Annotated in this window: 17 protein-coding genes; 6 read left to right on the top strand and 11 right to left on the bottom strand. The window is 72.1% G+C overall.

All coding sequences use genetic code 11. The features are described from left to right. Nucleotides 1-270: 270 nt before the first annotated feature. The 7 genes from AABM36_RS03930 to AABM36_RS03900 form a co-directional block, all read right to left on the bottom strand. A complete protein-coding gene (locus AABM36_RS03930; RefSeq protein WP_070636604.1) occupies nt 271-3,423 on the bottom strand; it encodes a hypothetical protein in 3,153 nt (1,050 codons plus the stop codon). Beyond that, a complete protein-coding gene (locus AABM36_RS03925; protein ID WP_070636603.1) occupies nt 3,423-4,505 on the bottom strand; it encodes a DUF1839 family protein in 1,083 nt (360 codons plus the stop codon). Before AABM36_RS03925 ends, AABM36_RS03930 begins: the two co-directional genes overlap by 1 nt. After that, nucleotides 4,502-5,443, bottom strand: coding sequence for a hypothetical protein (locus AABM36_RS03920; RefSeq protein ID WP_070636602.1), 942 nt, complete (start codon nt 5,441-5,443; stop codon nt 4,502-4,504). The genes AABM36_RS03925 and AABM36_RS03920 overlap by 4 nt, the downstream gene beginning before the upstream one ends. Then, the gene (locus AABM36_RS03915; RefSeq protein WP_019311049.1) at nt 5,440-6,654 is read right to left on the bottom strand and encodes an acyl-CoA dehydrogenase family protein; all 1,215 of its coding nucleotides are present in this window, start codon (nt 6,652-6,654) and stop codon (nt 5,440-5,442) included. The genes AABM36_RS03920 and AABM36_RS03915 overlap by 4 nt, the downstream gene beginning before the upstream one ends. Then, nucleotides 6,647-6,901 carry an acyl carrier protein gene (locus tag AABM36_RS03910; protein ID WP_019311048.1) on the bottom strand — a complete coding sequence of 85 codons (255 nt, stop codon included), beginning with the start codon at nt 6,899-6,901 and terminating at the stop codon, nt 6,647-6,649. Before AABM36_RS03910 ends, AABM36_RS03915 begins: the two co-directional genes overlap by 8 nt. 99 nt (nt 6,902-7,000) lie before the next feature. Further along, the gene (locus AABM36_RS03905) at nt 7,001-8,572 is read right to left on the bottom strand and encodes an alpha/beta hydrolase-fold protein (RefSeq protein WP_423447428.1); all 1,572 of its coding nucleotides are present in this window, start codon (nt 8,570-8,572) and stop codon (nt 7,001-7,003) included. Then, on the bottom strand, nt 8,560-10,224 hold the full coding sequence (locus AABM36_RS03900; protein WP_239356497.1) for a hypothetical protein: 1,665 nt from the start codon (nt 10,222-10,224) through the stop codon (nt 8,560-8,562). Before AABM36_RS03900 ends, AABM36_RS03905 begins: the two co-directional genes overlap by 13 nt. 499 nt (nt 10,225-10,723) lie before the next feature. On the opposite strand from AABM36_RS03900, the gene AABM36_RS03895 reads away from it, so the two are divergent. From AABM36_RS03895 to AABM36_RS03885, 3 genes are read left to right on the top strand one after another with little or no spacing between them, the layout of a single operon-like run. Then, on the top strand, nt 10,724-11,989 hold the full coding sequence (locus AABM36_RS03895; RefSeq protein ID WP_019311044.1) for a glycosyltransferase family 4 protein: 1,266 nt from the start codon (nt 10,724-10,726) through the stop codon (nt 11,987-11,989). A gap of 52 nt (nt 11,990-12,041) precedes the next feature. Next, complete coding sequence (gmd, locus tag AABM36_RS03890; RefSeq protein WP_019311043.1) at nt 12,042-13,085, top strand: GDP-mannose 4,6-dehydratase; 1,044 nt, start codon at nt 12,042-12,044, stop codon at nt 13,083-13,085. Continuing rightward, entirely contained in the window at nt 13,082-14,152 is a 1,071-nt protein-coding gene (locus AABM36_RS03885) for a GDP-L-fucose synthase family protein (RefSeq protein WP_019311042.1), read from the top strand. Before gmd ends, AABM36_RS03885 begins: the two co-directional genes overlap by 4 nt. A 269-nt stretch (nt 14,153-14,421) precedes the next feature. Here AABM36_RS03885 and AABM36_RS03880 read toward each other — a convergent pair whose 3' ends face one another. The 4 genes from AABM36_RS03880 to AABM36_RS03865 all read right to left on the bottom strand — a co-directional run bounded on the left by AABM36_RS03880 (nt 14,422) and on the right by AABM36_RS03865 (nt 19,367). After that, nucleotides 14,422-15,681: a lipopolysaccharide biosynthesis protein gene (locus AABM36_RS03880; protein ID WP_019311041.1), complete on the bottom strand. Its 1,260-nt coding sequence runs from the start codon at nt 15,679-15,681 to the stop codon at nt 14,422-14,424. Continuing rightward, nucleotides 15,675-16,529 (bottom strand): glycosyltransferase family 2 protein, encoded by an 855-nt coding sequence (locus AABM36_RS03875; RefSeq protein WP_070636601.1) that lies wholly within the window; start codon nt 16,527-16,529, stop codon nt 15,675-15,677. Before AABM36_RS03875 ends, AABM36_RS03880 begins: the two co-directional genes overlap by 7 nt. A 67-nt stretch (nt 16,530-16,596) precedes the next feature. Next, nucleotides 16,597-18,006 (bottom strand): O-antigen polymerase, encoded by a 1,410-nt coding sequence (locus tag AABM36_RS03870; protein WP_070636600.1) that lies wholly within the window; start codon nt 18,004-18,006, stop codon nt 16,597-16,599. 14 nt (nt 18,007-18,020) lie between these two features. After that, nucleotides 18,021-19,367: a Wzz/FepE/Etk N-terminal domain-containing protein gene (locus AABM36_RS03865; protein ID WP_423447427.1), complete on the bottom strand. Its 1,347-nt coding sequence runs from the start codon at nt 19,365-19,367 to the stop codon at nt 18,021-18,023. Between the two features lie 563 nt (nt 19,368-19,930). On the opposite strand from AABM36_RS03865, the gene AABM36_RS03860 reads away from it, so the two are divergent. The 3 genes from AABM36_RS03860 (at nt 19,931) to serA (ending at nt 23,359) form a co-directional block, all read left to right on the top strand. Beyond that, entirely contained in the window at nt 19,931-20,467 is a 537-nt protein-coding gene (locus AABM36_RS03860) for a DapH/DapD/GlmU-related protein (RefSeq protein WP_070636599.1), read from the top strand. 5 nt (nt 20,468-20,472) lie between these two features. Then, entirely contained in the window at nt 20,473-21,588 is a 1,116-nt protein-coding gene (locus tag AABM36_RS03855) for a glycosyltransferase (RefSeq protein WP_423447904.1), read from the top strand. Between the two features lie 574 nt (nt 21,589-22,162). Further along, nucleotides 22,163-23,359 (top strand): phosphoglycerate dehydrogenase, encoded by a 1,197-nt coding sequence (gene serA, locus AABM36_RS03850; RefSeq protein ID WP_039101347.1) that lies wholly within the window; start codon nt 22,163-22,165, stop codon nt 23,357-23,359. Nucleotides 23,360-23,516 lie beyond the last annotated feature (157 nt).

Here is a 23,516-nt window from a genome sequence, read left to right as displayed (position 1 = left end):
GGGCGGCACCACCGCCCGCGCCGGACGCGCAGACAACGAACGGCGGGACCCTGCAGGGTTCCGCCGTTCGGGCACTGCGGGGCATGTCCGGACGGGCTCCGGGCGCCGTGCGGCATGAGCTTCCTGAGAGCGTCCCCGGACGCGGGGCGGTCCCCTGCAAGCGGCTCAAGGCCGTGGAGATCACCCCGGAGCGCCCACGGACTTGGGGCGGTTCCGCGGTCTCCGCCGTAAGCACCGCCGCCCGACGAGCGCCGCCCCCACCGGGCGGCCTCAGCCGCCCTCCACGACCACGGGCATGGCACCCAGTGCCCGCACGCGTGCGTCCCGCCGCACGGCAGCCGTGACGGCACCGCGCACCGGCAGGTGCGCCGTCTCACCGGGCAGCACGTGCACGTAGCCGTCCTCGGCCACCGCCTCCCCCGCCGAGAACGCGCCGGAGGCTGGGAGGTCCAGCGCCACGAACCGGGCCAGCCCCGTGGCCGTGACCGCGACCCGCCAGGCACCGTCCTCCGCACGCTCCCACCGTGCGGCGAGGTCCGGGTCACCGGGGGCGTCCCTGCGGGGCCCGCCGCTGAGGTGCGTGTCCCGCGCGAGCACGCGGCCGGCGTCGTCGAGCAGCACGGCGGAGACCGCCTCGTACGCGCGCTCCCCGAAGCCGTAGGCGTGGTCCAGGTCCCGGAACGTGCCGTCCGCGAGGTCCGCGCGCAGCGTGTACTCGCCGTGCGCGGGCACCTCCACGGGGACCTCCAGCGGCGCCTGGCAGCCCCCGCGGACCGTGGCCACGGTCAGCCGCACGGTCGCGGTGAGGGGGTGGGCGGCGTCGTTGAAGACGTGCAGGGGCAGGCCGTCCCCGCCCGCGGGCACGAAGCACAGGGCCACGGGCGCGCACGCCCGCCGCATCCCGTACCACGCGGCGGTGGGCCGGCCGGTCACGTCCAGCACGCCCCACCCCGCCCCGGGTGCCGTGGACATCGCCGAGAGCACGAGAGCTCCCCGGCACGCGGACGTGGCCGCGCGCCACTGCGCGAAGGTCCGCTGGAACACGTGGGCGAGGGCGGCACGCTCCAGATCGAGCCGCGCGCCGTGGTCCGCCGGGGCGCCCTGCGGTGCCGGCCGTGCGGGACGCGCGAGGCCCGCGTCGGGATCGCTGTCCCGGTCCAGGAAGAGCCGGTGGACGTAGAGCCGCGTGGTGTCCTCGAAGGTCCACCCGGCGCCGGGATCGTGGGCCAGACCCTGCCGCCAGGCGTGGGCGGAGCCGGTGCCGTCCAGCGGTGCGTCCGTGCCGAACTGGGCCCGCACCACGGCCGGTTCGGGAGGCACCGCGAAGGCGAGGGACTCCGCGGCGAAGCGCACCCCGCGGGTCACGGCGTCCTCGACCGGACGCCCGTACGCCCCCACGCCGAAGTAGTGGCAGACGCCGTCCGCCGCGTCCACCGGGGAGCACGCCGGACGTTCCACCGACGACGCCGCCGCCTGCGCCGTCGGGACGCGATCCGCGCTGTTCGCCCGTGCTGCCACCGCTGGCGCCGTCCCGCCCGACGGGCCGGGCCCGCGCGAGGCCGCTGTTCCGCTCGTCGTGCCCTGGGCGGCGACCACCGCGGTTATCGGGGTGGCCCCGCGCGACGGCGCCCGGCCGCCCTCCCGCCCGCCGGCAGCGGGCAGGGACGGGAACCAGAGCCTGTGCGCCCGCTGCCGGGCGGCCTCCTGGGCGTGGCGCGCCGCGTCCAGGTCAGCGTCCGAGCACGGTGAGGACGGTACGACGACCACGTCCGCCCCCACCTCCCCCACCGCTGTGGGGATGTCCCGCACCAGCACCGGCGGAGTCCACTGCTCGGCGGGCCGCCCCGCGAGCACCGGCGCCTGGATGACCTCCGTGCCGCCGGAGAGCACCGCCGTGGAGGGGTGCGCGGCCAGCCGGGACGCCAGGGCACCCACCTCGGCGCGCAGCCCCGCGCGCCAGATCGGCTCGTCCGGAGGGTCCAGGGGACCGAGAGCCACGTCCTGCCATACCAGGATTCCCAGCTCGTCGCACGCCCGGTGGAACTCCTCCCTCTCGTAGCAGCCGGTTCCCGGGATGCGGACCATGGTGGTGCCCGCGTCCCGCAGCCGCGCGAGGACCGCACGAACGCACTCGGGGGATGCCGCCACCTCGTACGGGTCGGCACCCGTCCACACCGCACCGCGCACGAACAACGGAATGCGGTTGATCGTCAGGGCCAGTCCGCGGTGCTCGGCATCGCGGGGTTCGGCCTCCACCGTGCGGAAACCCACGGTGGCCGTGTGCTCCGCGCCCGCGGCACGCACCCGCACCGTGTAGCGGGACTGCCGGCCCATGCCGTGGGGCCACCACAGCTGGGGTCGGGGCACCGTGAGCCGCAGGGTGATGCATCCGTCGCTGTCGGCGTCCGCCGTCGAGACCTCCTGCTCGCAGGACACCGGGGCGTCGGCGGTGTCTCCTACCGCCGCGACCTCCACGCGCACGCGGGCTGCCTCGCGTCCCCTCAGCAGGTCCGCCACGGCGCACCGCACGCCCACCACCCCGTCACCGTGCTCGTCCACGAGGGTGCGCACCGCGAACGGCTCCGCTGGCAGCGCGCGTGCAGCCGCGGGTGCGGAGGCGGCGTCGTCGCCAGGGCCCGGCTCGTCCCGGAGTGTGACGTGGGGCGCGCCGACCGGACGGGCGCGCGGACCGCCCCACGGTCCGATCACGGGTTCGGTACCCCTCGCTGCGGCGGCCTCGTCGTCCGTGCCCGGCGCTTGCGGGAGGGCGGCGTCGAGTGCGGAGACCGGACGGGCGCTCAGCCCGCCCCACGGACCGATCACGGGACGGGCTCCCGGCCAGTCGATCGAGCCCACGAGAGGGGTGCGGCGCCAGCGCACCGAGCGGTCGGGGACCAGCGGCGAGAGCCAGCGGGCGCGCGGCTTCCGCGGTACCGGGACAGTGCTCAGCGGCAGCAGCCGGAGAGTGATGTCGCACCGGCCGGGCGGCAGCTCCACCGTGACGTCCCACGGCAGGAAGGCCGTGTCCGAGGCGTGGACCTCCTCCCCGGCCGCGAGCAGGCGGGCCACGGTGGCCACGCCGGTCGAGGTGAAGCGGTGGGGGCCGCCCGCGGTGGTGAGGCTGGTGCGGTACTCCCACACGGCGTCGGGCGCACCCGAGCGCAGGATCTGGTCCACGGCATGCTCCCCGAGTGCGTCGCGCAGCGCGCCGGTCACGGTGCCCGGAACTCGTGCTGGAACGCCCTGCGTCAGCACCGCGGCCCACGCGGCCAAATCGCCCTCCCGGGACGGAACCTCTTCGCCGGGCAGGACGTCCTCCCCCGGCGTGGCGGCCACCCCGTGGGTAGCATCCGCCTCAGCGGCCGGGTCCACGCGGTGCAGCGTCCACGTGGCCCGGGCCAGGACGTCCTGCGCGGCAGGCATCACTCGCCCATGCCCACGGCGTCCCGCACGCTCCGCATCCCGGTGTCGTAGCCGGAGACGAAGGCCTGCGCGGACGCGTCCACCCGCGGGGTGCGGCCCGACGCCGCCCGGGCCAGCTGGAACTGCAGGGTCTTGGCGGCGGCCGCGGCCGCGTCCAGGGACTCCGCGGCGGCCCGCAGCTGCAGGGCGTCGAGGTCGCTCGGCCACTGCTCCGCTCCCTCGGCGAGGTAGCGGCACGCGTGGGCCGCGAGCCCCGCCGTGAGGCCGGCCTGGCGCGTGGTGGCGAAGGAGTAGACGTGGAAGTAGTCCATGCCGCGCTCGGCGAGCGCGGGGAGCTCCTCGCGGATGGCGGCCACGAGCCGCTGGGCCGGACTCGTGTCCGGGGCCCGGCGGACGTGGGCCCGCGCCAGCCCCGTGGCGCACTGCCAGAGCTCGCGCGGCTCGAGCCGGTGCACGTCCTGCGTCCGCACGAGCTCCACGTATGGGAACGGCACCGTGCCGGCGCGTGCCCCCGGGCCCAGCGTGTTCTCCAGGTCCTCCCCGGAGAGCACGTGCACGCCGTCGTTGTGCAGGTACACGAGCTCCCCCGCCACGGGGTCCAGCCGCAGCGGCACGATGGACGTCTTGGTGTGGGCCGCGCGGTAGGAGACGCCCGCGGTGTCCGGGAGGTGGAACGCGTCCACCTCCACCACCAGGGCGTCCCCTCGGGACATGGCGCGCTGCAGGTGCTCGCCCAGCGGGCGCCACGTGTCGTACTCCCCCACGGTCAGCCCGTAGAGGGCCTCGATGTCCTCCTGGCGGGGCTTGAGGAACTCCCACTGGTCACCCAGGAAGTCCGCGCTGAACGCGGCTCCCAGCATGGGGACCGGGTCCAGCCCGAGGACCGTGGTGAGCCCGATCCACACGTCCATGTAGCAGTTGGTTGGTGACCACGGCTCCGCAGGATCGTGCAGCGCGGAGCGGGGGGCGTTCGCCGCGGTGAGCGACTCGCACCCCCGCACCGCCAGGACGTCGGTGCCGAACGGTGCCTCGGCGACCTCCCGCCCCGCCGGGCCACCGCGGTTCTCGGTCACGGTGGTCATGACAGACCCAGCTCCTGGCGCACGGAGGCCGGCCACGCGGCCACGTCGAAGCCGTGGACGGAGGCCAGAGCCAGCGCCACACGCTCCAGACCGAAGCCGAAGCACGCGGAGTGGGCCACGGCGCCGTCGGCGGTGCGCATGCCGAAGGCCTCACCGAAGTGGTCCTCGTGCAGGTTCGCGGAGGCGATGGCCGTGGGGTGGCCCGGGTAGACCTCCGTGAGGATCTCGAACTTCAGCTGCGCCTCGCGCTGACCCGCGCTGAGCAGCTTGCCCGCGCGGCCGAAGAACGGGTCGTTCGCGGTGTCCGCCTCCACGGTGAGCCCCAGCGCGCGCAGCAGCTCGGTGCCCGCCGCGAGCCACCTCTCGCGGTGCTCCTGCGCCTGCTGGGGCGTGCCGATCCGCACCGCCTCGAACATCCGGAACGTCACGAAGCGCATGGGGTCCGGACTGGGCTCGTGGCGGTAGCACTCGCCCATCAGCTCGAACACGGTGCCGTCCACCTGCGATCCTTCCAGGTACGCGTACAGCGGGTGGCACACGGCCGGGACCAGCGCGTGTCCGGCCGGGGTGAGCTGGGAGGACCAGTCGCCCTTGTCCTCGTACGTGGCCAGCAGCTGACGGTGGGCCTTGTTGTCCCCCTCGAAGGCGGAGATCGTGCCCAGCAGCTGCGGGAAGGACGCCACGTAGTCGGTGCGCTCCAGCAGCCGGGTGCCGTTGACCGGTGGGAAGCGCAGCCGGCGGGTTCCCGTCTCCGGCGAGAGCTCCCCGGCGATCTTCCGGGCGGCGGCCGCGATGCCCTGCACCACGTCCTCGGCCTGCGGGCCCAGGCCCGTGACGCCGTCGCCCAGGGTGGGCAGCAGCCAGTCGTTGGCCTCGAGCCCCGCGCGGAACGTGTCCTGCTGGGTGGCGAGGTCCTGGTGGGTGTCCATGATGGTCATCGTTGTCCCCTCGAGACGAGTTGCATGGTGGCGGTGTGCTGCAGGATGCGGTCGTTGTTGACCATGACGGACGGCCCGATGCTGTCCCGGTACAGCCGGGCCAGGCTCACGGGCGAGCGGTTGGCGAAGCCCGTGATCCCCACGATCACCAGGGCGTCCCCCACGATCCGCCGCACGGCCTCCGCGCCGGAGACCTTCAGGGTGTTCATGGCGATCGCGAACTGCATGGACTCGCACGCGGCGGGATCGTCGTACGCGGCCTCATAGCGTGCCACGGAGGCACGGACCACGTCCGTCATGGCCTGCAGCTGGACTTCCAGCTCGGCCAGGCGCAGGGCCGACGGCGGAGTGGTTCCCGGGGTCTTGCGCGCGGCCTTCTGCACCACGGAGCGGGCGGTCAGCCCGGCCTGGGTGGCCATGCCGAGCCACGCGGAAGCCCAGAGGCAGTGCGCGCCGGGCAGCATGGTCTGCGCGGAGATGGTCTCGAACAGTGCCGTGAACACGGCGTCGGCACGGGTGGTGGCGTCCAGCTCGAATGATTCGGAGCACGTGCCCCGCATCCCCAGGGCGTCCCAGCCGCGCTGGCGCTCGAGCTGCAGGTCCGCGGCCTCGACCACGAGCAGCACCTGGTCGCTCGACGCCGCTTCCTCGCTCGCGCGGGCCGTCACCAGGATGGCGTCCGCGTACGCGCCGTAGGAGATCACGGGGCACGTCTTGTGCAGGTGCACGCGGCCGTCGCCGGCCGGGCGCACCGCGCACGTGGACGAGCGGGTGTTGCCGCCGATGTTCACCTCGGTGGTCGCCGAGGCCAGCAGCAGACCCTCGGTGGCCACCCGGCGGGTGAAGTCACGCAGGTACTCCGTGTCCGCGTGCCGGGTCAGGCACAGCGTCTGCGAGTGGTGCATGGCCAGGATCATGGCGGTGGAGGTGCACTCACGCCCCACGCGCTCCAGCATGCGGCACAACTCGGTGATGCTCCACCCCAGCCCGCCGTCCGCCTCGGACATGGGCGCACCCAGCAGTCCCTGGGTGCGGGCCTCGTCGATCGCCTCCCGGGGGAAACGACCCTCCTCGTCCACGGCGGCCGCGAACTCGCGGGCCACCGCGGCCACGGCCTCCGCGCGGGCGGCGTTGCGCTGCGTGCGGTCCTCGTTCTCCGGTTCCTCCCGCTGCGCGCGGGGGGTGTCGCTCAGGACAGTGGTCTCAGTCATTCTGGATCGCCTCCACGGCCTCGGTGATGGACTGGACGGACGTGAACGTGGCCTTGGTCAGGCGCTCCTCGGGGAACTCGATGTCGAACTCGTCCTCCAGCCCGAGCATCACGTTCACGGACGCGTGCGAGGTCATCCCGGCGCGGTACAGGTCCGCGTCCACGGCGATGCTCTGGGCGTCCTCGGAGAGCTTGCCCTGGTCCGCCAGGACGGAGCGGACGGTGGTCTCGATGGCGGTGGAATCCATGGTGTGAACCTCTTTCGGTTGATCTGATGCTTCTCGTGCTCCGCGGTACCGCCCTCTCTGCGGTCCCAGCGGTGATCTTGTGGTCTTCGACGGGTGCTGTCAGGGCGCCGTGGCGCACGCCACGGCCATGGCGAAACCTGCGTCGTGCGAGGTGCTCACGCTCCAGTCCCGCACCCCGCCACGCTCCGCGACCCGCGCGGCGGTCCCCCGCAGCCGCACCTCGGGAACGCCCCCGGGCCCGGTGCGGATCATGATCTGGGGCCACGCCACGGCGTCCTCGACCCCGGGGCGCAGCACCTTCAGCACGGCCTCCTTGGCGGCGAACCGCCCGGCCACGGACTCCGCGGCCGGAAGCTCGGACGAGCTCGTGAGCTCCGCGATCTCCTCCGGCGCGAACACCGCGCGCAGGTAGCGTTCGCCCCGCTGGGCGAGGGCCTCCGCGACCGGTGCGACACCCTGCAGGTCGCAGCCCACGCGAGCCCCGCGGGCGGCGTCGTGCGCGGCGCTCACGACCCCCTCCCCGGAGGTGACCGCCTTGAACTCGGGGGCGACCGACGGCTCGCCCGCGGTGCGCTCGATCCCCACGCGCTCGGACCACCGGCCCAGGGCGACGACGGCGGCGGGGCGCCAGCACTGGAACACGTGTCCGCCGTCGCACTCACCCACCTGTCCGTACTCCGTGTACTGGTAGGGGACGCCGCGGGTGTCGAGCTCCCGCGCGAACGTGGCGGTGGTGTCCCGCAGAGCGGGCTCGATGTCCCCGTCCGCGCCGTTGCCCTGCCCCGCGAAGAGCTGCACGTGGACGTCCTCAAGCGACGCGCTGTGCGTCATGGGGTCGTGGGCCTTCCACTGCTCCTCGGTGGTGAAGTCCCCGTCACCGAACACCGCCTCCCACTGCCCCGTGGACTCGTGGGACGCGGCCGAGAAGTTCTGGCGCACGTCCTTGGAGGACAGGTCCAGGACCCCGGACAAGCTCACGGCCTCCCCGAAGAGGTCCGGGCGGTCCTCGGCGTAGCGGACGGCCCCGTAGCCTCCCATGGAGTTGCCCATCACCAGCCGGTGCTCCCGGTCCGTTGCGGTGGAGAGGTGGGAGTCCACCCACGGGACCACCTGCTCCAGGTGGAAGGTCTCCCAGTTCTGCGTCAGCTCGTCCTGCGTGGCCCAGTCGGTGTACCACCCCTGCTTGCCGCCGCTGACGATCACCGTGATCACCGGCAGGCCCTGGGTGACCTGCTCCGCCTGGCCCGCCTCGTACCACTGCAGGGCGGGGGCGTCGACCGCTCCGCTGCCCGGCAGCATGTAGACCACCGGGTACTTCTTGGCGGGGTCGTAGCCCTCCGGGGTGATCACCACCATCGAGTTGCGCCCGCCGGGCGCCTCCGGGGACACGGCGTCGGTGCTGACCCCGAGCTCCACCGCACGCGGGGAGAGACCCCGCGCAGAGGTGACCGTGATCCCGTGGTCCTGCGTGGTGATCGCCTCGGGGTCCTGGAAGCCCACCTGCGCCACCGCCTGGGCGTCGAACCCCGCGATCGAGCTCGTGCCGGTGGTGGCGTCCGGCGTGCCGCCCCCACCGCAGCCGGTGAGCAGCAGTGCGGCCGCCGCGCAGCCGGCGACGACCCGCACCGAGGCGGCGCGCGCGGTGCTGCGGTCTCTTCTCACACGGCGCACGGCGCCACCTCCTCCTGGGGGAAGGCGCTCAGCCCGAGCGCCGCGTCCACGATCTGCAGGGCGGTGCGGCGTGAGGCGCACGCCTGGAGCGAGTGGTCGAGCGCAGGAACCTGGGCCACCCGGATCCGCCGCCCCTGACGGGTGAGCCGGGCCAGCCCCTCCTCCCCGCGCTCCTGCCGGAACAGCAGGCCGTCCTCGGGGCCGAAGCAGAACAGGACCTCGGCACCTCGCGAGGCGTACTCCATGACCACCTCGGGGACGTTCGGGATGTTGCGCCTGCCCAGCGCAAGCCACACCGGGTACGGCATGCGGCGACGCACTCTGTTCTTGGCCCGGGTGCGCCAGCTGGCGCTGACCTCCACATCGGCCATGGTCCGCAGCTGCTCCAGCACGGCGTCCACGTCCCAGTTGCGGTAGAGCTTGTCGTAGTACGTCTCCCCGGCACGCCATGCCACGTTGTTGAGCACCACGCGGCTGGTCATGGCGCTCGTGGGCGGGGCCATGGCCACGAGCCAGCCCCCCACGCACAGGCCGACACCCGTGATCTCCTCCCCCGTGCGCTCCTTAAGCCAGGCGGCGCCCAGGTCCAGGTCCGCGACGCCCTGCCCGGTGTAGGGGTTGATGTCCTTGAGCTCGTCCAGACCGGCCGCGTCACCGCAGTGGTGACGCTCCACGCGGATGGCGGGCACGCCGCGGGCCGCGAGCCGACGGGCCTGCACGGTCCACAGACCCGTGGGGCCGTCCTTGGGGTCCGCGGAGGGCGGAGCCAGCAGAACGGCGCCGGCACCGGTCCCGTCGCGGCCCACGGGATGGGTGTAGGAGGCAGGCAGCAGATCCTCCCCGAGCTCGAGGAGCTCCTCGGCAACATCCACCCCGAACTCGGCCACGTGGAATCGCGCGGTGGTCCGTGGCTGCCAGGAGCTCACGTCCGCCCGCTCGGAGGCATCCTCCCGGGGGCCGTCCAGGCGGGCCACGAGCGAGGCGATCGCCTCCGGGCTGGACTTCGCGTAGATCGCCGCCACCCCGTAGAGCTTCTTGGCCACCGCGCGGTCCTCCTCGCGCACCGGCTCGAGCCCGGGAGTTGCGAGTTTGCGGGGATCCGGGAGCGCGCGGATGGCGGCGGCCTCCTCCCCCGTGAAGTGCGCTCCGCCAATCTCCACGCCGGAGTCCACCTCCGGCGGCAGGTCGAGTCCGCTGGCGCGGCGCAGCCCGGTGTACTGGCGCATGTACACGGCCCCGGAGACCGGCTCCCACAGCAGCCGCTTCTCGAACGGCAGCCCAGAGGTTGCCAGCACCGACGCCCCGATGCGCAGCCCGATCCCGTGGACCGGCAGCTCCGGGCCCACGAGCTCCCGGGCGGCGCCGTACGCCACCGCGAGGTCCCGGTGCCACACCTGCACGGGGTCGCTCCCGGGCGGGCGCTCACCCGACTCCGAGGTCCCGCTCCAGGCCATTCGGACGACCAGCCAGCCCGCCTGCGCCGCCCGCGCCGCAACCAGCCGCATGCTGCGGTGGCTGACCACTTCCTCGCGTGCCAGTGCGGGCGCCACGACGACGGCGCCGCGCACCTGACCGCTCTGCGGTCCGTGGACCCACGCGTGAATGGTGTGGTCGTCCCCCGTCAAAAAACTTGCCTGCCCGGCAATACGCATGAATTCTCCCCAGTTCTGCTCCGGATGCACCTCAGCCGTACACCGTTGCTCTGCCCCCGCCGCCACGACGAGCGCCGTTCTGCCGGCGTGTTCCCCACCGCCGACGGCGTGTCCCTGCCCCGAGCACCGCATTGCCCCCGCGGATGCCGTGCAGGTTTGCACTCACAAAGCATAGCCAGGACACGCATCAGCGGGCCGGGAAACAGTGTCCCCTAATGTGTGGTTTTCCATTGAAGCGACTATTTTCCCCGGTCCGACCAGCGCATTTACCGGGTTGTACCTACATGGGCCCACACAGAATTGTCGTCATTGCGGAGTCGAATACTTGGCGGCGTGATTATGATGGCAAACGCCGGTGTTCCAGGGAGAGAACGAGCACCGGCACCGACCGCCGTTCCCCGTGAACCGTCACGGGAAGCGGCAGGTGGGCCTGGGGAGGCCCACCGCAACTGGGGGAGAGCAGGGGCGGCGCCCCTGCTCTTCAGGGGGAGGAGAGAGCGTGGCACCACGCGTCCTGATCGTAGGTCTCAACTATTCACCGGAGCACACGGGCATCGCTCCGTACACCGCGGGCATGGCCCGGGCGCTACGCGATGCCGGGTGGGACACCGACGTCATCACCGGCCTGCCGCACTACCCGCAGTGGAGCATCCACGAGGGGTATCCGAAGCGCGGTGACGGGTACGAGGTCATCGACGGAGTGCCGGTGCTCCGCGTGCCACACCCCGTGCCGCACGACGCCGGGCAGCTGCGCCGGTTGGGCATGGAGGTCGTCTTCGGCCTGCGCGCCGCCACCGCCGCATGGGGGGACCCGGACGTCGTCGTGGTCGTCACGCCGGCGCTGTTCGCCTCCGCGATCGTGCGGGTGCGCGCGGCGTTGACCCGGACCCCGGTGGTCGCCTGGGTCCACGACATCTACACGGCTGGCCTCTCGGAGACGGGCGCGGCCAGTGGACCGGTCACGCGCCTGATGCGAGCGGTGGAGGGGACGTTCCTGCGCTCGTGCGACGGCGTCGTCGTGATCCACGACCGGTTCTCCGAGTACCTCCGCCGCCACATGGGAGTGGCGGCGGACAGGGTGACCACCGTGCGCAACTGGACCCACATCTCCGAGGCACCCAGCGTGGACACCGCCGCCCTGCGGCGGCGCTTCGGCTGGGAGCCGGAGGACGTGGTGGTGCTGCACACCGGCAACATGGGCGCCAAGCAGGACCTCGGCAACGTGGCTGCCGCCGCACAGGTGGCCGAGCGCACGGGTGCGCCGCTGCGGTTCGTGCTCGTGGGCGGCGGGCACCAGCGCCCGCAGCTCGAGGCGCTCGCGGAACGCACCCCGCGCTTCGAGGTGCTGCCCAGCGTGGACAACGACACGTACGCCGGGCTGCTGCGGGCCGCGGACATCCTGCTGGTCAACGAGCGTCCCGGGCTCACCGAGATGTGCGTGCCCAGCAAACTGACCAGCTACTTCACGGCTGACCGCCCCGTCCTCGCGGCCGTCGAGGCCGAGGGCCCCTCCGCCGCGGAGCTGGCGGCGGCGGACGCGGGCATCCGTGTGGAACCCGGTGATCCCGAGGCGCTCGTGGCGGGGGCCATGACACTGCACGAGGAGTGGATCACCACCGGGGGCGCCACCCACCGGGGCGGACGCGGCTACGTCCGTGACGTGCTGAGCCGCGGTGCCGCCGTGCGCTCCTTCACCACCGCCCTGCACAAGCTGCGCCCGGGCATCGCAGCGGAGCACAGGGCACCCGTCACCGCCCATTCCTGACACACCGGGCCGCACCGGCCCACCGCACTGATCCACCAGGGGAGAGACCACCATGAACCAGAAGAAAGCACTCATCACCGGCATCACCGGCCAGGACGGCTCGTACCTCGCGGAGCTGCTGCTGTCCAAGGGCTACGAGGTCCACGGCCTGATCCGCCGCGCGTCCACGTTCAACACGTCCCGGATCGACCACCTGTACCAGGACCCCCACAACCCGGACGCGCAGCTGTTCCTGCACTACGGGGACCTCTCGGACGCAGCACGGCTGGTCACCCTCATGGGGGAGATCGACCCGGACGAGGTCTACAACCTGGCCGCGCAGTCCCACGTGCGCGTGTCCTTCGACGAGCCCGAGCACACCGGTGACACCACCGGGCTGGGCACCGTGCGGCTGCTCGAGGCCGTGCGCCGCGCCGGCGTGAAGTGCCGTTTCTACCAGGCCTCCACATCAGAACTGTTCGGTGCCACGCCGCCCCCGCAGGACGAGAACACCCCGTTCTACCCGCGCTCGCCGTACGGCGCGGCCAAGATCTACTCGTACTGGATCACCAAGAACTACCGCGAGGCGTACGACATGTTCGCGGTGAACGGGATCCTCTTCAACCACGAGTCCCCGCGCCGCGGCGAGACCTTCGTGACCCGCAAGATCACGCGCGCCGTGGCCGCGATCGCCGCGGGCAAGCAGGAGCACCTGTACATGGGCAACCTGGATGCCATCCGCGACTGGGGCTACGCCGCCGAGTACGTGGAGGGCATGTGGCGCATGCTGCAGGTGGACGAGCCCGAGGACTTCGTGCTGGCCACCGGCCGGCCCAGCACGGTGCGCGAGTTCCTCGAGACCTCGTTCGAGCACGCCGGGCTGGACTGGGAGAAGCACGTGCGCTTCGACGAGCGCTACCTGCGACCCACCGAGGTGGACGCCCTGATCGGTGATCCGTCCAAGGCCGAGGAGAAGCTCGGGTGGAAGGCCACCGTGCACGCCCCCGAACTCGCCCGCATCATGGTGGACGCGGACCGCGCGGCCCTCGAGTGCGCGGGCACCCCGTGGATCGACACCGTCTCCCAGCACATCTGGGCCCCGGGGAAGGCCGCATGAGCACCGAACTGCACGAGGAGGAGATGGTGGACGCCACCGCACCGGGTGCCGACTGGCCCCGCACCGTCAGCGATCCGGCCGACGCCCGCACCACGGACGACGTCCGCTACACGCCGGGGCCCCTGGACCGCTCGGCACCGTTCTACGTGGCCGGGCACCGGGGCCTCGTGGGCTCCGCCATCTGGCGGCACCTGGAGTCCGCAGGGTTCGAGAACCTGGTGGGCGCCACGTCCGCGGAGCTGGACCTGCGGGACCGCGAGGCGGTCGAGGCCTTCATGGCGGAGCAGAAGCCCCAGTACATGGTGCTCGCGGCGGCCAAGGTCGGCGGCATCGGGGCGAACAGCACCCGCCCGGTGGACTTTCTCTCCGACAACCTGCGCATCCAGCTCAACCTCCTGGACGCCGCGCGCGCGGTGGACGTGGAACGGGTCCTGTTCCTGGGCTCGTCCTGCATCTACCCCAAGCTCGCGGAGCAGCCGCTGCGGGAAGATGCGCTGCTGACCGGCTACCTGGAGCCCACCAACGACGCCTACGCGATCGCCAAGATCGCGGGCATCCTGCACGTGCAGTCGGTGCGCCGCCAGTACGGGCTGCCCTGGATCTCGGCCATGCCCACCAACCTGTACGGGCCCGGGGACAACTTCTCCCCCACAGGCTCGCACGTGCTCCCGGCCATGATCCGCCGCTACGACCAGGCGGTGCGGGACGGCGACACGGAGATCACCAACTGGGGTTCCGGGTCACCGCGCCGCGAGTTCCTCCACGTGGACGACCTCGCCTCGGCGTGCCTGTTCCTGCTGGAGCACTACGACGGCCCCCAGCAGGTCAACGTGGGAGTGGGCGAGGACGTCTCGATCAAGGAGCTCTCGGAGCTCGTGGCCGCGGCCACCGGATTCGAGGGCACCACGCACTGGGACGCGTCCAAGCCGGACGGCACCCCCCGCAAGCTCATGGACGTCTCGCACCTGAGCGCGCTGGGCTGGACCGCGTCCATCGACCTGCCCACGGGGCTCGACGACGCCGTGGCCTGGTACCGCGCGCACCGGGACTCGGCGCGGGGCACCTGACACACTCCCGGCGAGCACACGACGGCGGGCGGTCCTTCACGGGGCCGCCCGCCGTTCTCGTGCTCCGCACCGTCACGGTCCCGCGTGGTGGCGGGTTCCGCCCAGGAGACGGCATCCCGGACCCTGCCCGCACCTGCAGGCGTGGCCGGTCTGCGGCTGAGCATCAGCCGGCCTGCAGGTGACGGCGCGAGGGAGCCCGAGAGCTGACGGGCGGCGTCGTCCTGCGCCGCAGGCCCCGCCCGCTCAGGGGCGGGGACCCGTGGAACGTGTCAGAGCACTCCCAGCCAGCAGACCGTGAGACCCACGGCGCTGAGCCCCGCCCCGAACCAGAAAGACCGCCACGGTGCGGCCCTGCCCACGAGCAGGTACGCGGTGAGCACCACGGCGAACTCGCGCAGCACCAGCACCGTGGCCGCGAGCTGCAGGTTGAACGACGCCACCCACGCGATCACGGCACCGAAGACGATGCCGATGACCGGCCCCACGAACGTCTTCCACGCCGCACCCGTGCGCACGAGCAGCACCGACGCCGCCCAGGACAGCACGCCGGGGAAGGACACCATGGCGATGAACGGCACCATGGCCATCGCCGGGCGCCACTCCTCCCCCAGAACCGGTGTGAGGACGATGGCGGCGACCTGCGAGACGACCACCCCTGCAACGGCCAGGATGAGCGCCCGGAACAGGTAGTGGTCGCTGGCGTCCCGGATCTCGTCGGGGGTCTCCTTGTCCGCCACCCCCACACGCACCATGTTGGCAGTCGACGCCGCGAGCGCGTCTCCCGGCGCACGGCCCACGGCGCTGCCCGCGGTGTAGGTGCCCAGCACCGCTGTCCCGGCGAAGACCGTCATGAACAGCCGCTCGGCCTGGCCCTGCAGCCAGGCCATGAGCGCGTAGCCGGACATCGTGGTCATGTCCGAGAGGATCGACTTCTCCCCGGGGGTGGACCGCGGCAGCGGTTCCGTGCTGCGTCGTGCGGCCCGCCAGCACAGCAGGGCGAAGGTGCCCTCCGTGACGGCCAGCTGCAGGGAGGGCCCCAGCAGCGAGTGGGTCATGACGAGCACCGCACCGCCCACGGCCAGTCCCGCAACGGAGGCACGCAGCTGCATCCGCGCCAGGGTCCCCCACTGGTTGGTGGCCTGCAGGGTGCCCACGTAGAGCAGCCCCAGGGCGCCGAAACCCGGAGCGAACGCGACGGGGAGCACCTGGAGGAACTCGCCCCAGGTCTCCAGGGTCCCGTTGGAGCGCAGGAAGAGCATGAGCCCCACGAGGATCGTGAACGCCAGCACGGGCATGACGGTGCGGTAGCGGTTCATGATCCGCATGCCGCCGGGCTCGGTCAGCACCCGGATCACCGCGAACCTGGCGCCGGAGTCGATGGTCACCTGGATGGCCGTGTAGCACAGCGTGACCACGTTGTAGATGCCCACGTAGTGCGGGTTGGTGAACGCCGCGAGGGTCAGGATGACCAGCGCCGAGGACACCCGGGGCAGGGCCCGCTCGATGAGTGACTTGATCTGGTTCAGCATGCGGGTTCCCTCGCCACGCCCGCGACCTGCGCCAGGTGCCGCCGCGTGTAGGGCCGTGTTCCGGGACGGACCCCGGCCACAACCGCCCGCAGCTGCTCGGCGGTGCCCACGGGACTGCCGGGACCGCCCCCGTTGTCCACGAGCCACGTCATGCCGCTCGTCCGGGCCCACGCGTCCCAGGCGCGCCGGACCTCGGGGTCCTGAGCGATGCGGGCGTGGTAGTCCGGCGCGCTCGACAGCTGCCCCGGGCTCAGCCGGTAGGCGATCAGGGGCATGGCCAGTTTGTGGATCCGGGCGCCCTGGCACAGGGCGTCGAGCCACAGGACGTAGTCCTCGGCGGTGTTGGGCCGCGCGTAGGCGTCCGCGAGTTCGAGCGTCTCCCGGCGCGCGAGCATGCTCGAGTGGAACAGCGGGTTCACGAACGGCAGCAGCAGTCCGAGCTCCGTGCTCGTGAGGCTCCGGGGGTAGGAAAGCCGAGGGAGCATTCCCTGCCCGAACCGGACGCCGCCGCCGCACACGATGTCCGCGTGGCCCAGTGCCCGCATGCTGGCGGTGAACCGCCACGGCAGCGAGAGGTCGTCCGCGTCGGTGCGCGCCACGAACGCGCTGTCGGTGGTGTCCAGCGCGTCCCGCATGCGCGCCACGGTCCCCACGTTCACGGCGTTCTCCCGCACGACGACGCGGCGGTCCGCCACCCGATGGGCGGCTCGCTCGGTCTCGGCGTCCGGGCCGTCCACGGAGACCACGAGCTCGGAGTCGCGGGGCATGGCCCGCAGCGTGGAGCGCATGGCGCTCTCCACGGTGGCACCCGCGCGGTACGCGGGCATGATGACGGTCAGCTGTGGCATGGTTCTCTTCCCGGTGATGATGGTCCGATGCGTGGGCTCCCCTGCCCCGCGGTCGGTGGATGGTGTCTCAGAGGCGGGCAGTGCTGCGCTGCCACGGGGCCTCGACCGTCTCGGACGGCTCGGGGTCGAGCGGCTGGCCCGTGTCGTACGGTCTCGCGAAGATCCGCTCGGCCACCCACAGCCCCCACAGCGGCAGGATCGAGAGCGTCACGAACACCTCGAAGGACTCCAGCTGCCCCACGATCCCCTGGAACACGAGGGTGGAGCCGATTGTGGCCAGAAGCACCCTGTTGGTCTCGCTGCGGCTGCGGCTGTAGGCGTCCGACACCACTGCGGAGACCAGCCCGAGGAGGAAGTATCCCCCCACAGCCCCGAGCACCCCGAAGTTCAGGATCATCTCGGCGGTGAAACCGGGCACCACGTAGATCTGGTCCTCCCCGCCCAGCAGGTCGTAGCCCGAGACCTCCACCATGGAGCGGAACGGGTTGTCCACGTCGATGCCCACGAGGTGCAGGAGCGAGAGAGGGACGTTGAGCAGGGCGCTCCACACCGTCTCGCCGTGGAGGGCGCCGTGGAGCTCCGTGTGGTTGGCGGCCCACGCGGCCATGGAGAACCGCCCCCACTGCCAGTCCACGAAGGACCAGGGGTCCGTGGTGGCTCCCACCCGCTGCATCGTGGTGTAGACGATGTAGCCGGCCAGCAGAGCTGCCCCCGCCACCATGAACGGCCAGCGCAGCACGTTGATCCTGGGGAGCATCAGCGCGAGCAGCGGGAACGCCACGTAGACGATCTCGGAGCGGCCGCCGTTCCAGGAGGCACTGACGGCCAAGGCTCCCAGGCCCACCACGAGCAGGATGGTGTTCCACACGGCGGGTCCCGGCGAACGACGTCGGCAGGCCAGCACCAGCACCAGCAGCGTCACAGCCCAGGGCAGCCATCCGGCCAGGAACGCGAACCTCGCGTTGCCGTCGTCCACCGCGATGATGCGCCCACCGGTCTGGTCGGTCGTGGCCCCCATGACGCGCACCAGTCCGAAAGCACCCGCGCCCGCGAGCGCGAGCGCGACACCCCCCACGGCCACCCGGTGCGCTGCGGCGAACGAGTAGAGGTTCTCCGGGGCGAGCGGTCGGCGGGGCATCGTACGGGCTCCCGCTCGGGCGGGAAACAGTCGGGGTCGAGGCAGCACGAGCCCAGCCCACAGCGCGCAGCTGCCCAGGAACGTGGCCCATGCGGCCTCCGTGAGCCCCGACGTGGAGCCCACGGGATCACCCGAGAGGACCTCGTAGAAGCCACGCTCCTTGGACCACTCGAGCACGTGGGCGAAGCCCGAGAGCACGTTGGCCAGCAGGAAGTTGAGCATCATCCACATCCGCAGGTTCAACCCGTCGATCTGCCGGGTGCGGACGTGGATGATCGCCAGCACACCCACCACTGCGGAGGCCGTCAGGAGAAGCACGGCGACCGCGACGGGATTCATCGCGCCCACGGTGCTCAGACCAGACCGGGACGACCGCGCGAGGCCCGCACCTTGTTGGCCACGAGGGACACGGGAGCGCCGCGGAAGGCGTCCACCGAGGTCTGCAGCTGATCCGCGGAGACGCGTCCCGGGACGGCGACCAGCAGGATCTCGTCGGAGAGCTCACCGAGCACCGCGGCATCGGCGGACTCGCTCAGCGGCGGACAGTCGAGGATGACCACGTCGAACTCCGACCGCAGGTCGCGGATCAGGGACTCCATGGGCTCGGAGCACACCAGGTCGCTGGAGCGGGACGTGGGCGGGCCGGCGGGCAGGAACGTGAGGCCGGGCCCGAGCCGCACCACGCCCTGCTGTGCCACGGCACGGTCCTCCACGAGGTCCGAGAGGCCCGGGTGGTTCTGCTGCTCGAGCAGCTCGGTGACGCCACGGTCGGAGAGGTGGGCGTCGACCAGGGCCACCCGGCTGCCGAGGCCCACGAAGCTGCGCGCCAGTTCGAGCGCCACGGTGCTCGCGCCGTCACCGGCGCGGGTGCCCGCGACCACGAGGACGGCGCAGCCGTCGGTCTGCGGAAGCACAGAGGCGTGGCGCTGCTGCAGGCGCGATCGCAGTGCGGTCACGTGCGGTGCCGCGTCGTCCGACGCCGAGCGCTCCAGGGCACCGGGCTCGAAGCTGCGCGCGTCGCTCAGCCGCTTCAGCTTGGGAACCGACACGGCCAGCGTGGCACCCGGTACGCGCCGCAGCTCCTCCACGGTGCGGGGCCGGCTGTTGAGGCTGCCCAGCACGAAGGCAAGGACCACTCCCAGCAGCGCCCCCACGCCCAGGCCGATGAGCGGGTAGCTCCAGGCCGGCAGACCTGTGGTCTCGTCCGGCACCTGAGCCTTGCTGAGGACGGTGGCCTGGACGGTCCCCTCCCTGTTGGCCACCTCCGGAGACAGCGTGCCAACTCCTTCGGTCAGCTGGTCGGCGACCCCGTTGGCCACGATCTGGGCCTCCTCCGGGGAGTCGGCCGTGGCGTCGATCTGGATGATCGAGGTGGCGGTCGGATTGGTGACGTCGAGCATCTCCTCGAGCTCTGCCACGGTCTTGTCCACGCCGGTGGCCTTGCGCACGGGTTCCAGGACGTAGGGCGACGTGGCCACCGTGGCGTAGGACTTCAGCTCCCGGGACAGGTACGTGGCCGCCTGGTTGAGCTCGGTGGCCGAGTCGCTCGTGGGAATGGACACGTAGAGCTCCGACGTGGCCTCGTACTTGGGCGGCAGCACGAGTGCGAGAACTACCCCCGCGAGCACGCCCACGAGCGTGAGTGCGGCTATCGCCTTCCACCAGTTCCTCAGTACATCGACGTAATCTCGCAGCGTCATGCGTCCTCCCAGCCCCCTTGTGACGACGGCCGGGCGAATGCTCCCCGAGCACTGCCCAGCGCCCGGAGGGATTGGTCTCAGCCCGACCGTCTCTCCCCATGTGATATTCCGCAGTCTAACGCGGGCCATCTGGTCCATGAACGCGGCCGTAGTTTCTGCGGAATGGCTTTGTACCCATATTGGGGGATAAATTGGCATCCTATTTTTCTCTTTCCCGGTAATCAGGGCGGGAAAGACGCGGCGATTCACGGTGCCCCTCACAAATTCCCATTCTCACGACAAGTACTCGAAACCTGCGGCATTCGCGCCGCCACATGCGTACTCATCCATCCCGCCCCCGTCCCGCAGTCACGGCCCACGCGCACACGCCTCTCGTCCGCGCCGCTCTCCAGCCGAGTGCGACACCCTCCCCGTGTTCCCTCTTGTGGGGTCAAAGCCCTCGGCCCGGGCCGGCCGCGGTGTGCCAAGCTGGGGCGCAGCGGCCGCGGAGTGCTGGGGAGCACGGACCCGGCCGCAGGAACAGTCACGAGCACGGACTGCTCGTCACACCAGGGGGAGAGAACATGACACACCACCGACGCCGCCTCGCCACATTCACGGGCCGCGGCTACGACAAGGGCCGCAGCATCCTCCAGTGCGCGGCGTGGGCACTCGTCGCGGAGCCGCTGCAGCGCTCCGTGCTGTGCCCCCCGCGCGTGCGCACGCGCATCCTGCGCGCGTTCGGGGCCCAGATCGGGGAGGGCACCCTGATCCGTCACGACGTGCGGATCCACTGGCCCTGGAAGCTGAGCGTGGGCGAGAACTCGTGGATCGGCGTCGGCGCGTGGCTGCTGAACCTGGAGCCCGTCACGATCGGCTCGGACGTGTGCATCTCGCAGGGCGCCATGCTGTGCACGGGCAGCCACCGCGCGGACGACCCCGCGTTCGAGTTCGACAACGCGCCCATCACCGTGGGCGACGGCGCGTGGATCGCCCTGCGCGCCACGGTCCTGCGCGGCGTGACCGTGGGCGAGGGCGCCGTGGTGGGCGCCACCGCCCTGATCACCCGGGACGTCCCGGCCGGCGAGCGCGTCCTGGCCCCCGTGGCCGCGAGGGCGTGAGCGGCATGCGGATCCTGCAGATCGTGGCCCTCGTCTCGGGCACCAACGCGTACGGCGGGCCCACCACGGTGGCCTTCAACCAGTGCCGTGCCCTGGCCGACGCCGGCCACGACGTCGTGCTCGCGGCCACCGGTTCCGAGCTGGGCACCCCGCTGCCCACGGAGCGCGACGGCGTGCGCACGGCCCTGTTCCCGCCGCACTTCGTGCTGCCGGGCGCGGGCTTTGCGGGGCTGACGTCCCCCGCGATGCTCTCGTGGGTGCGCCGGGTGGCCCCGAGCGCGGACGTGGTGCACGTGCACATGGCCCGGGACCTGCTGACGCTGCCCGCGGCGTGGCTCGCGCAGCGCGCGGGCACCCGGACGGTGCTGCAGACCCACGGGATGATCGACCCGTCGGAGAACCCGCTCGCGGGTCCGCTGGACGCCGCCCTGACCCGGCGCGTGCTGCGGGACGCGCACCGCATCTTTCACCTGACGCCGCGGGAGCAGCGGGAGGTGGCACAGGTGGCGCGCGGTCCCGTGAACCTCATGGAGCTGCACAACGGCATGCCCGTGGGCGCACGGTCGCGCACGGCGAGGACGGACGGGACCTGCCGGGTGCTGTTCCTCGCCCGCCTGCAGGAGCGCAAGCGTCCGCTCGCGTTCGTGGCCGCGGCCCGCTCGCTCGCGCAGCGCTTCCCGCACGCCACGTTCACGCTGGTGGGCCCGGATGAGGGACAGGGGGACGCAGTGCGCCGCGCGATCGCGGAGGCCGACCTCGGGGACCGTCTCACCTGGGCGGGCCCGGTGGACTCCGCGGGTGCCGCGCAGTGGATGCGAGACTCGGACCTCTACGTGCTGCCCTCGGTGGACGAGCCGTACCCCATGTCGGTGCTGGAGGCCATGTCCTCCGGGCTGCCGGTGGTGATCACGGATACGTGCGGTTTGGCGGGCACGGTGCGGCGCACCGGCTCCGGGGCGGTGGTGGACGACTCGCAGCCGGATCTCGAACGCGCACTCGCAGAGCTGCTGTCCGACCCCGACCTGCGGGAACGCACCGGGCGGGCGGCGCGGGACACCATCGCCCGGGAGTACGGCATGGACGCGGTCCGTGAGCGGCTGCTGCGGGCCTACCAGGGCTGAGCGCCACACGCACCAGGAAAAGGTCTCGGAGGTGTCCCCCGTGCGGGGGACGGCGGACTGGCCGATCGGCCAGTCCGGTCCTGGCCGGGGTTCCAGCCCAGATCTGGCCGGTGGTCGGTGGTCCCGGCCGGGGCGGCTCCGTAGCGTAGTTACTACCGGGTCAGAACGGATCAGCATCCGCTCGGGGATGGCCCGGTACATGTCACCGACGTTCAACAGCAAAGGACACGCACCATGGACATCTTCACCTCCATCATCCAGTCCCTCGGCACCGTTGCCGGCATCGTTCTCGACTTCCTCAAGGCCTTCGGCATCGCCGGCTGATTCCGGTCCTGAGACCCGGATGCGGGGTCTGATCCCGCATCCGCACCGCGCGGCCCCCGCTTCTCGGCGGGGGCCGTGCGCATGCCGTCACGACGCCGCCCGCACGGCTTCCCGCCGCGCCGCACGTCCGGCGCCGGGGCAGCGACCCCGGCCACGCGACGTCGTGCCCGTCCGCGGGTCACCCCGGCCCGACGGCGTCGTGCCCGGTCACGGGGCGGAGGGCCCCGAACCCGGACCGTAGGATGACAGCGTGAAGGCCTTACTGCTCGAGAACATCCACACCGACGCCGTCGACGCCCTGCGCAGCCGGGGGTTCGAGGTCGAGACCCGCAAGGGCGCCCTGGACCCCGAGGAGCTGCTCACCGCCCTGGAGGGCGTGGACCTGCTGGGCATCCGGTCCAAGACGCGGGTCACCCGTGAGGTCCTGGAGGCCCACCCGAAGCTGCTGGCCGTGGGCGCGTTCTGCATCGGGACCAACCAGATCGACCTCACGGCGGCCACGGACACCGCCACGGCCGTGTTCAACGCCCCGTTCTCCAACACCCGCTCCGTGGTGGAGCTCGCGCTCGCGGAGATCATCGCCCTGGCCCGCCACCTCACGGACAAGAACGCCGCCGTGCACCAGGGCGTGTGGAACAAGTCCGCCGAGGGCTCCCACGAGGTCCGCGGCCGCACGCTCGGCATCGTGGGCTACGGCAACATCGGCAAGCAGCTCTCCGTGGTCGCGGAGACCTTCGGCATGGACGTCTACTACTACGACGTCGAGGACCGCCTGGCCATGGGCAACGCCACCAGGTGCGACTCCCTGGAGCAGCTGCTCTCCTGCGTGGAGACCGTCACGCTGCACGTGGACGGGCGCGAGTCCAACACCGCCATGTTCGGCCGGGAGCAGTTCCGCCAGATGCGGCCCCGCTCCATCTTCCTCAACCTCTCGCGCGGCCACGTGGTGGACATCGAGGCGCTGCACGAGGCGCTCGTCTCGGGGCACCTGGCCGGCGCGGGCCTGGACGTCTACCCCTCGGAGCCCAAGGCCGCCGGGGAGCCCTTCGTCTCCCCGCTGCAGGGACTGCCCAACGTGATCCTCACCCCGCACGTGGGCGGTTCCACGGCGGAGGCCCAGGAGAACATCGGGGGCTTCGTGTCCGGCAAGCTGGTGGACTACTGCCGCTACGGCACCACGAGCCTGTCCGTGAACTTCCCCGAGGTCCAGCTGGACCCGGAGATCCGCGGCACCCGCCTGCTGCACATCCACAGCAACGTCCCCGGCGTGCTGGCGCGCGTGAACTCCGTGCTCGGCGAGCACGGGATCAACGTGGACCGCCAGCAGCTCGTGACCAAGGCCCAGATGGGCTACCTGGTCACGGACTGCGGCAACGGGGTCACCGAGGACGTGGTGGCCGCGATCCGCGCCCTGCCCGAGACCATCCGGGTGGCCACCGTCTCCTGACACCCGTTCCGGCGCACGACGCCGCCCGCGCACCGCGACCCCGTCACCCGCCCCGGGTGGCGGGGTCCGTTCGTGCGGGCAGGGCGCTGACTCGTCGCCGGCCCCGCCTCGGGCGGCCGCGCACGCGGACGCGCGGTCCGCGACCGCCGTGGGCCCC

The organism is Kocuria sp. KSNUG (genome assembly GCF_049532735.1).
In the GTDB taxonomy this organism is placed as follows: Bacteria; Actinomycetota; Actinomycetes; order Actinomycetales; family Micrococcaceae; genus Kocuria; species Kocuria rhizophila.
Note: the sequence above shows the minus strand (reverse complement) of the source record. Positions and strands in the feature narration are given on the sequence as shown.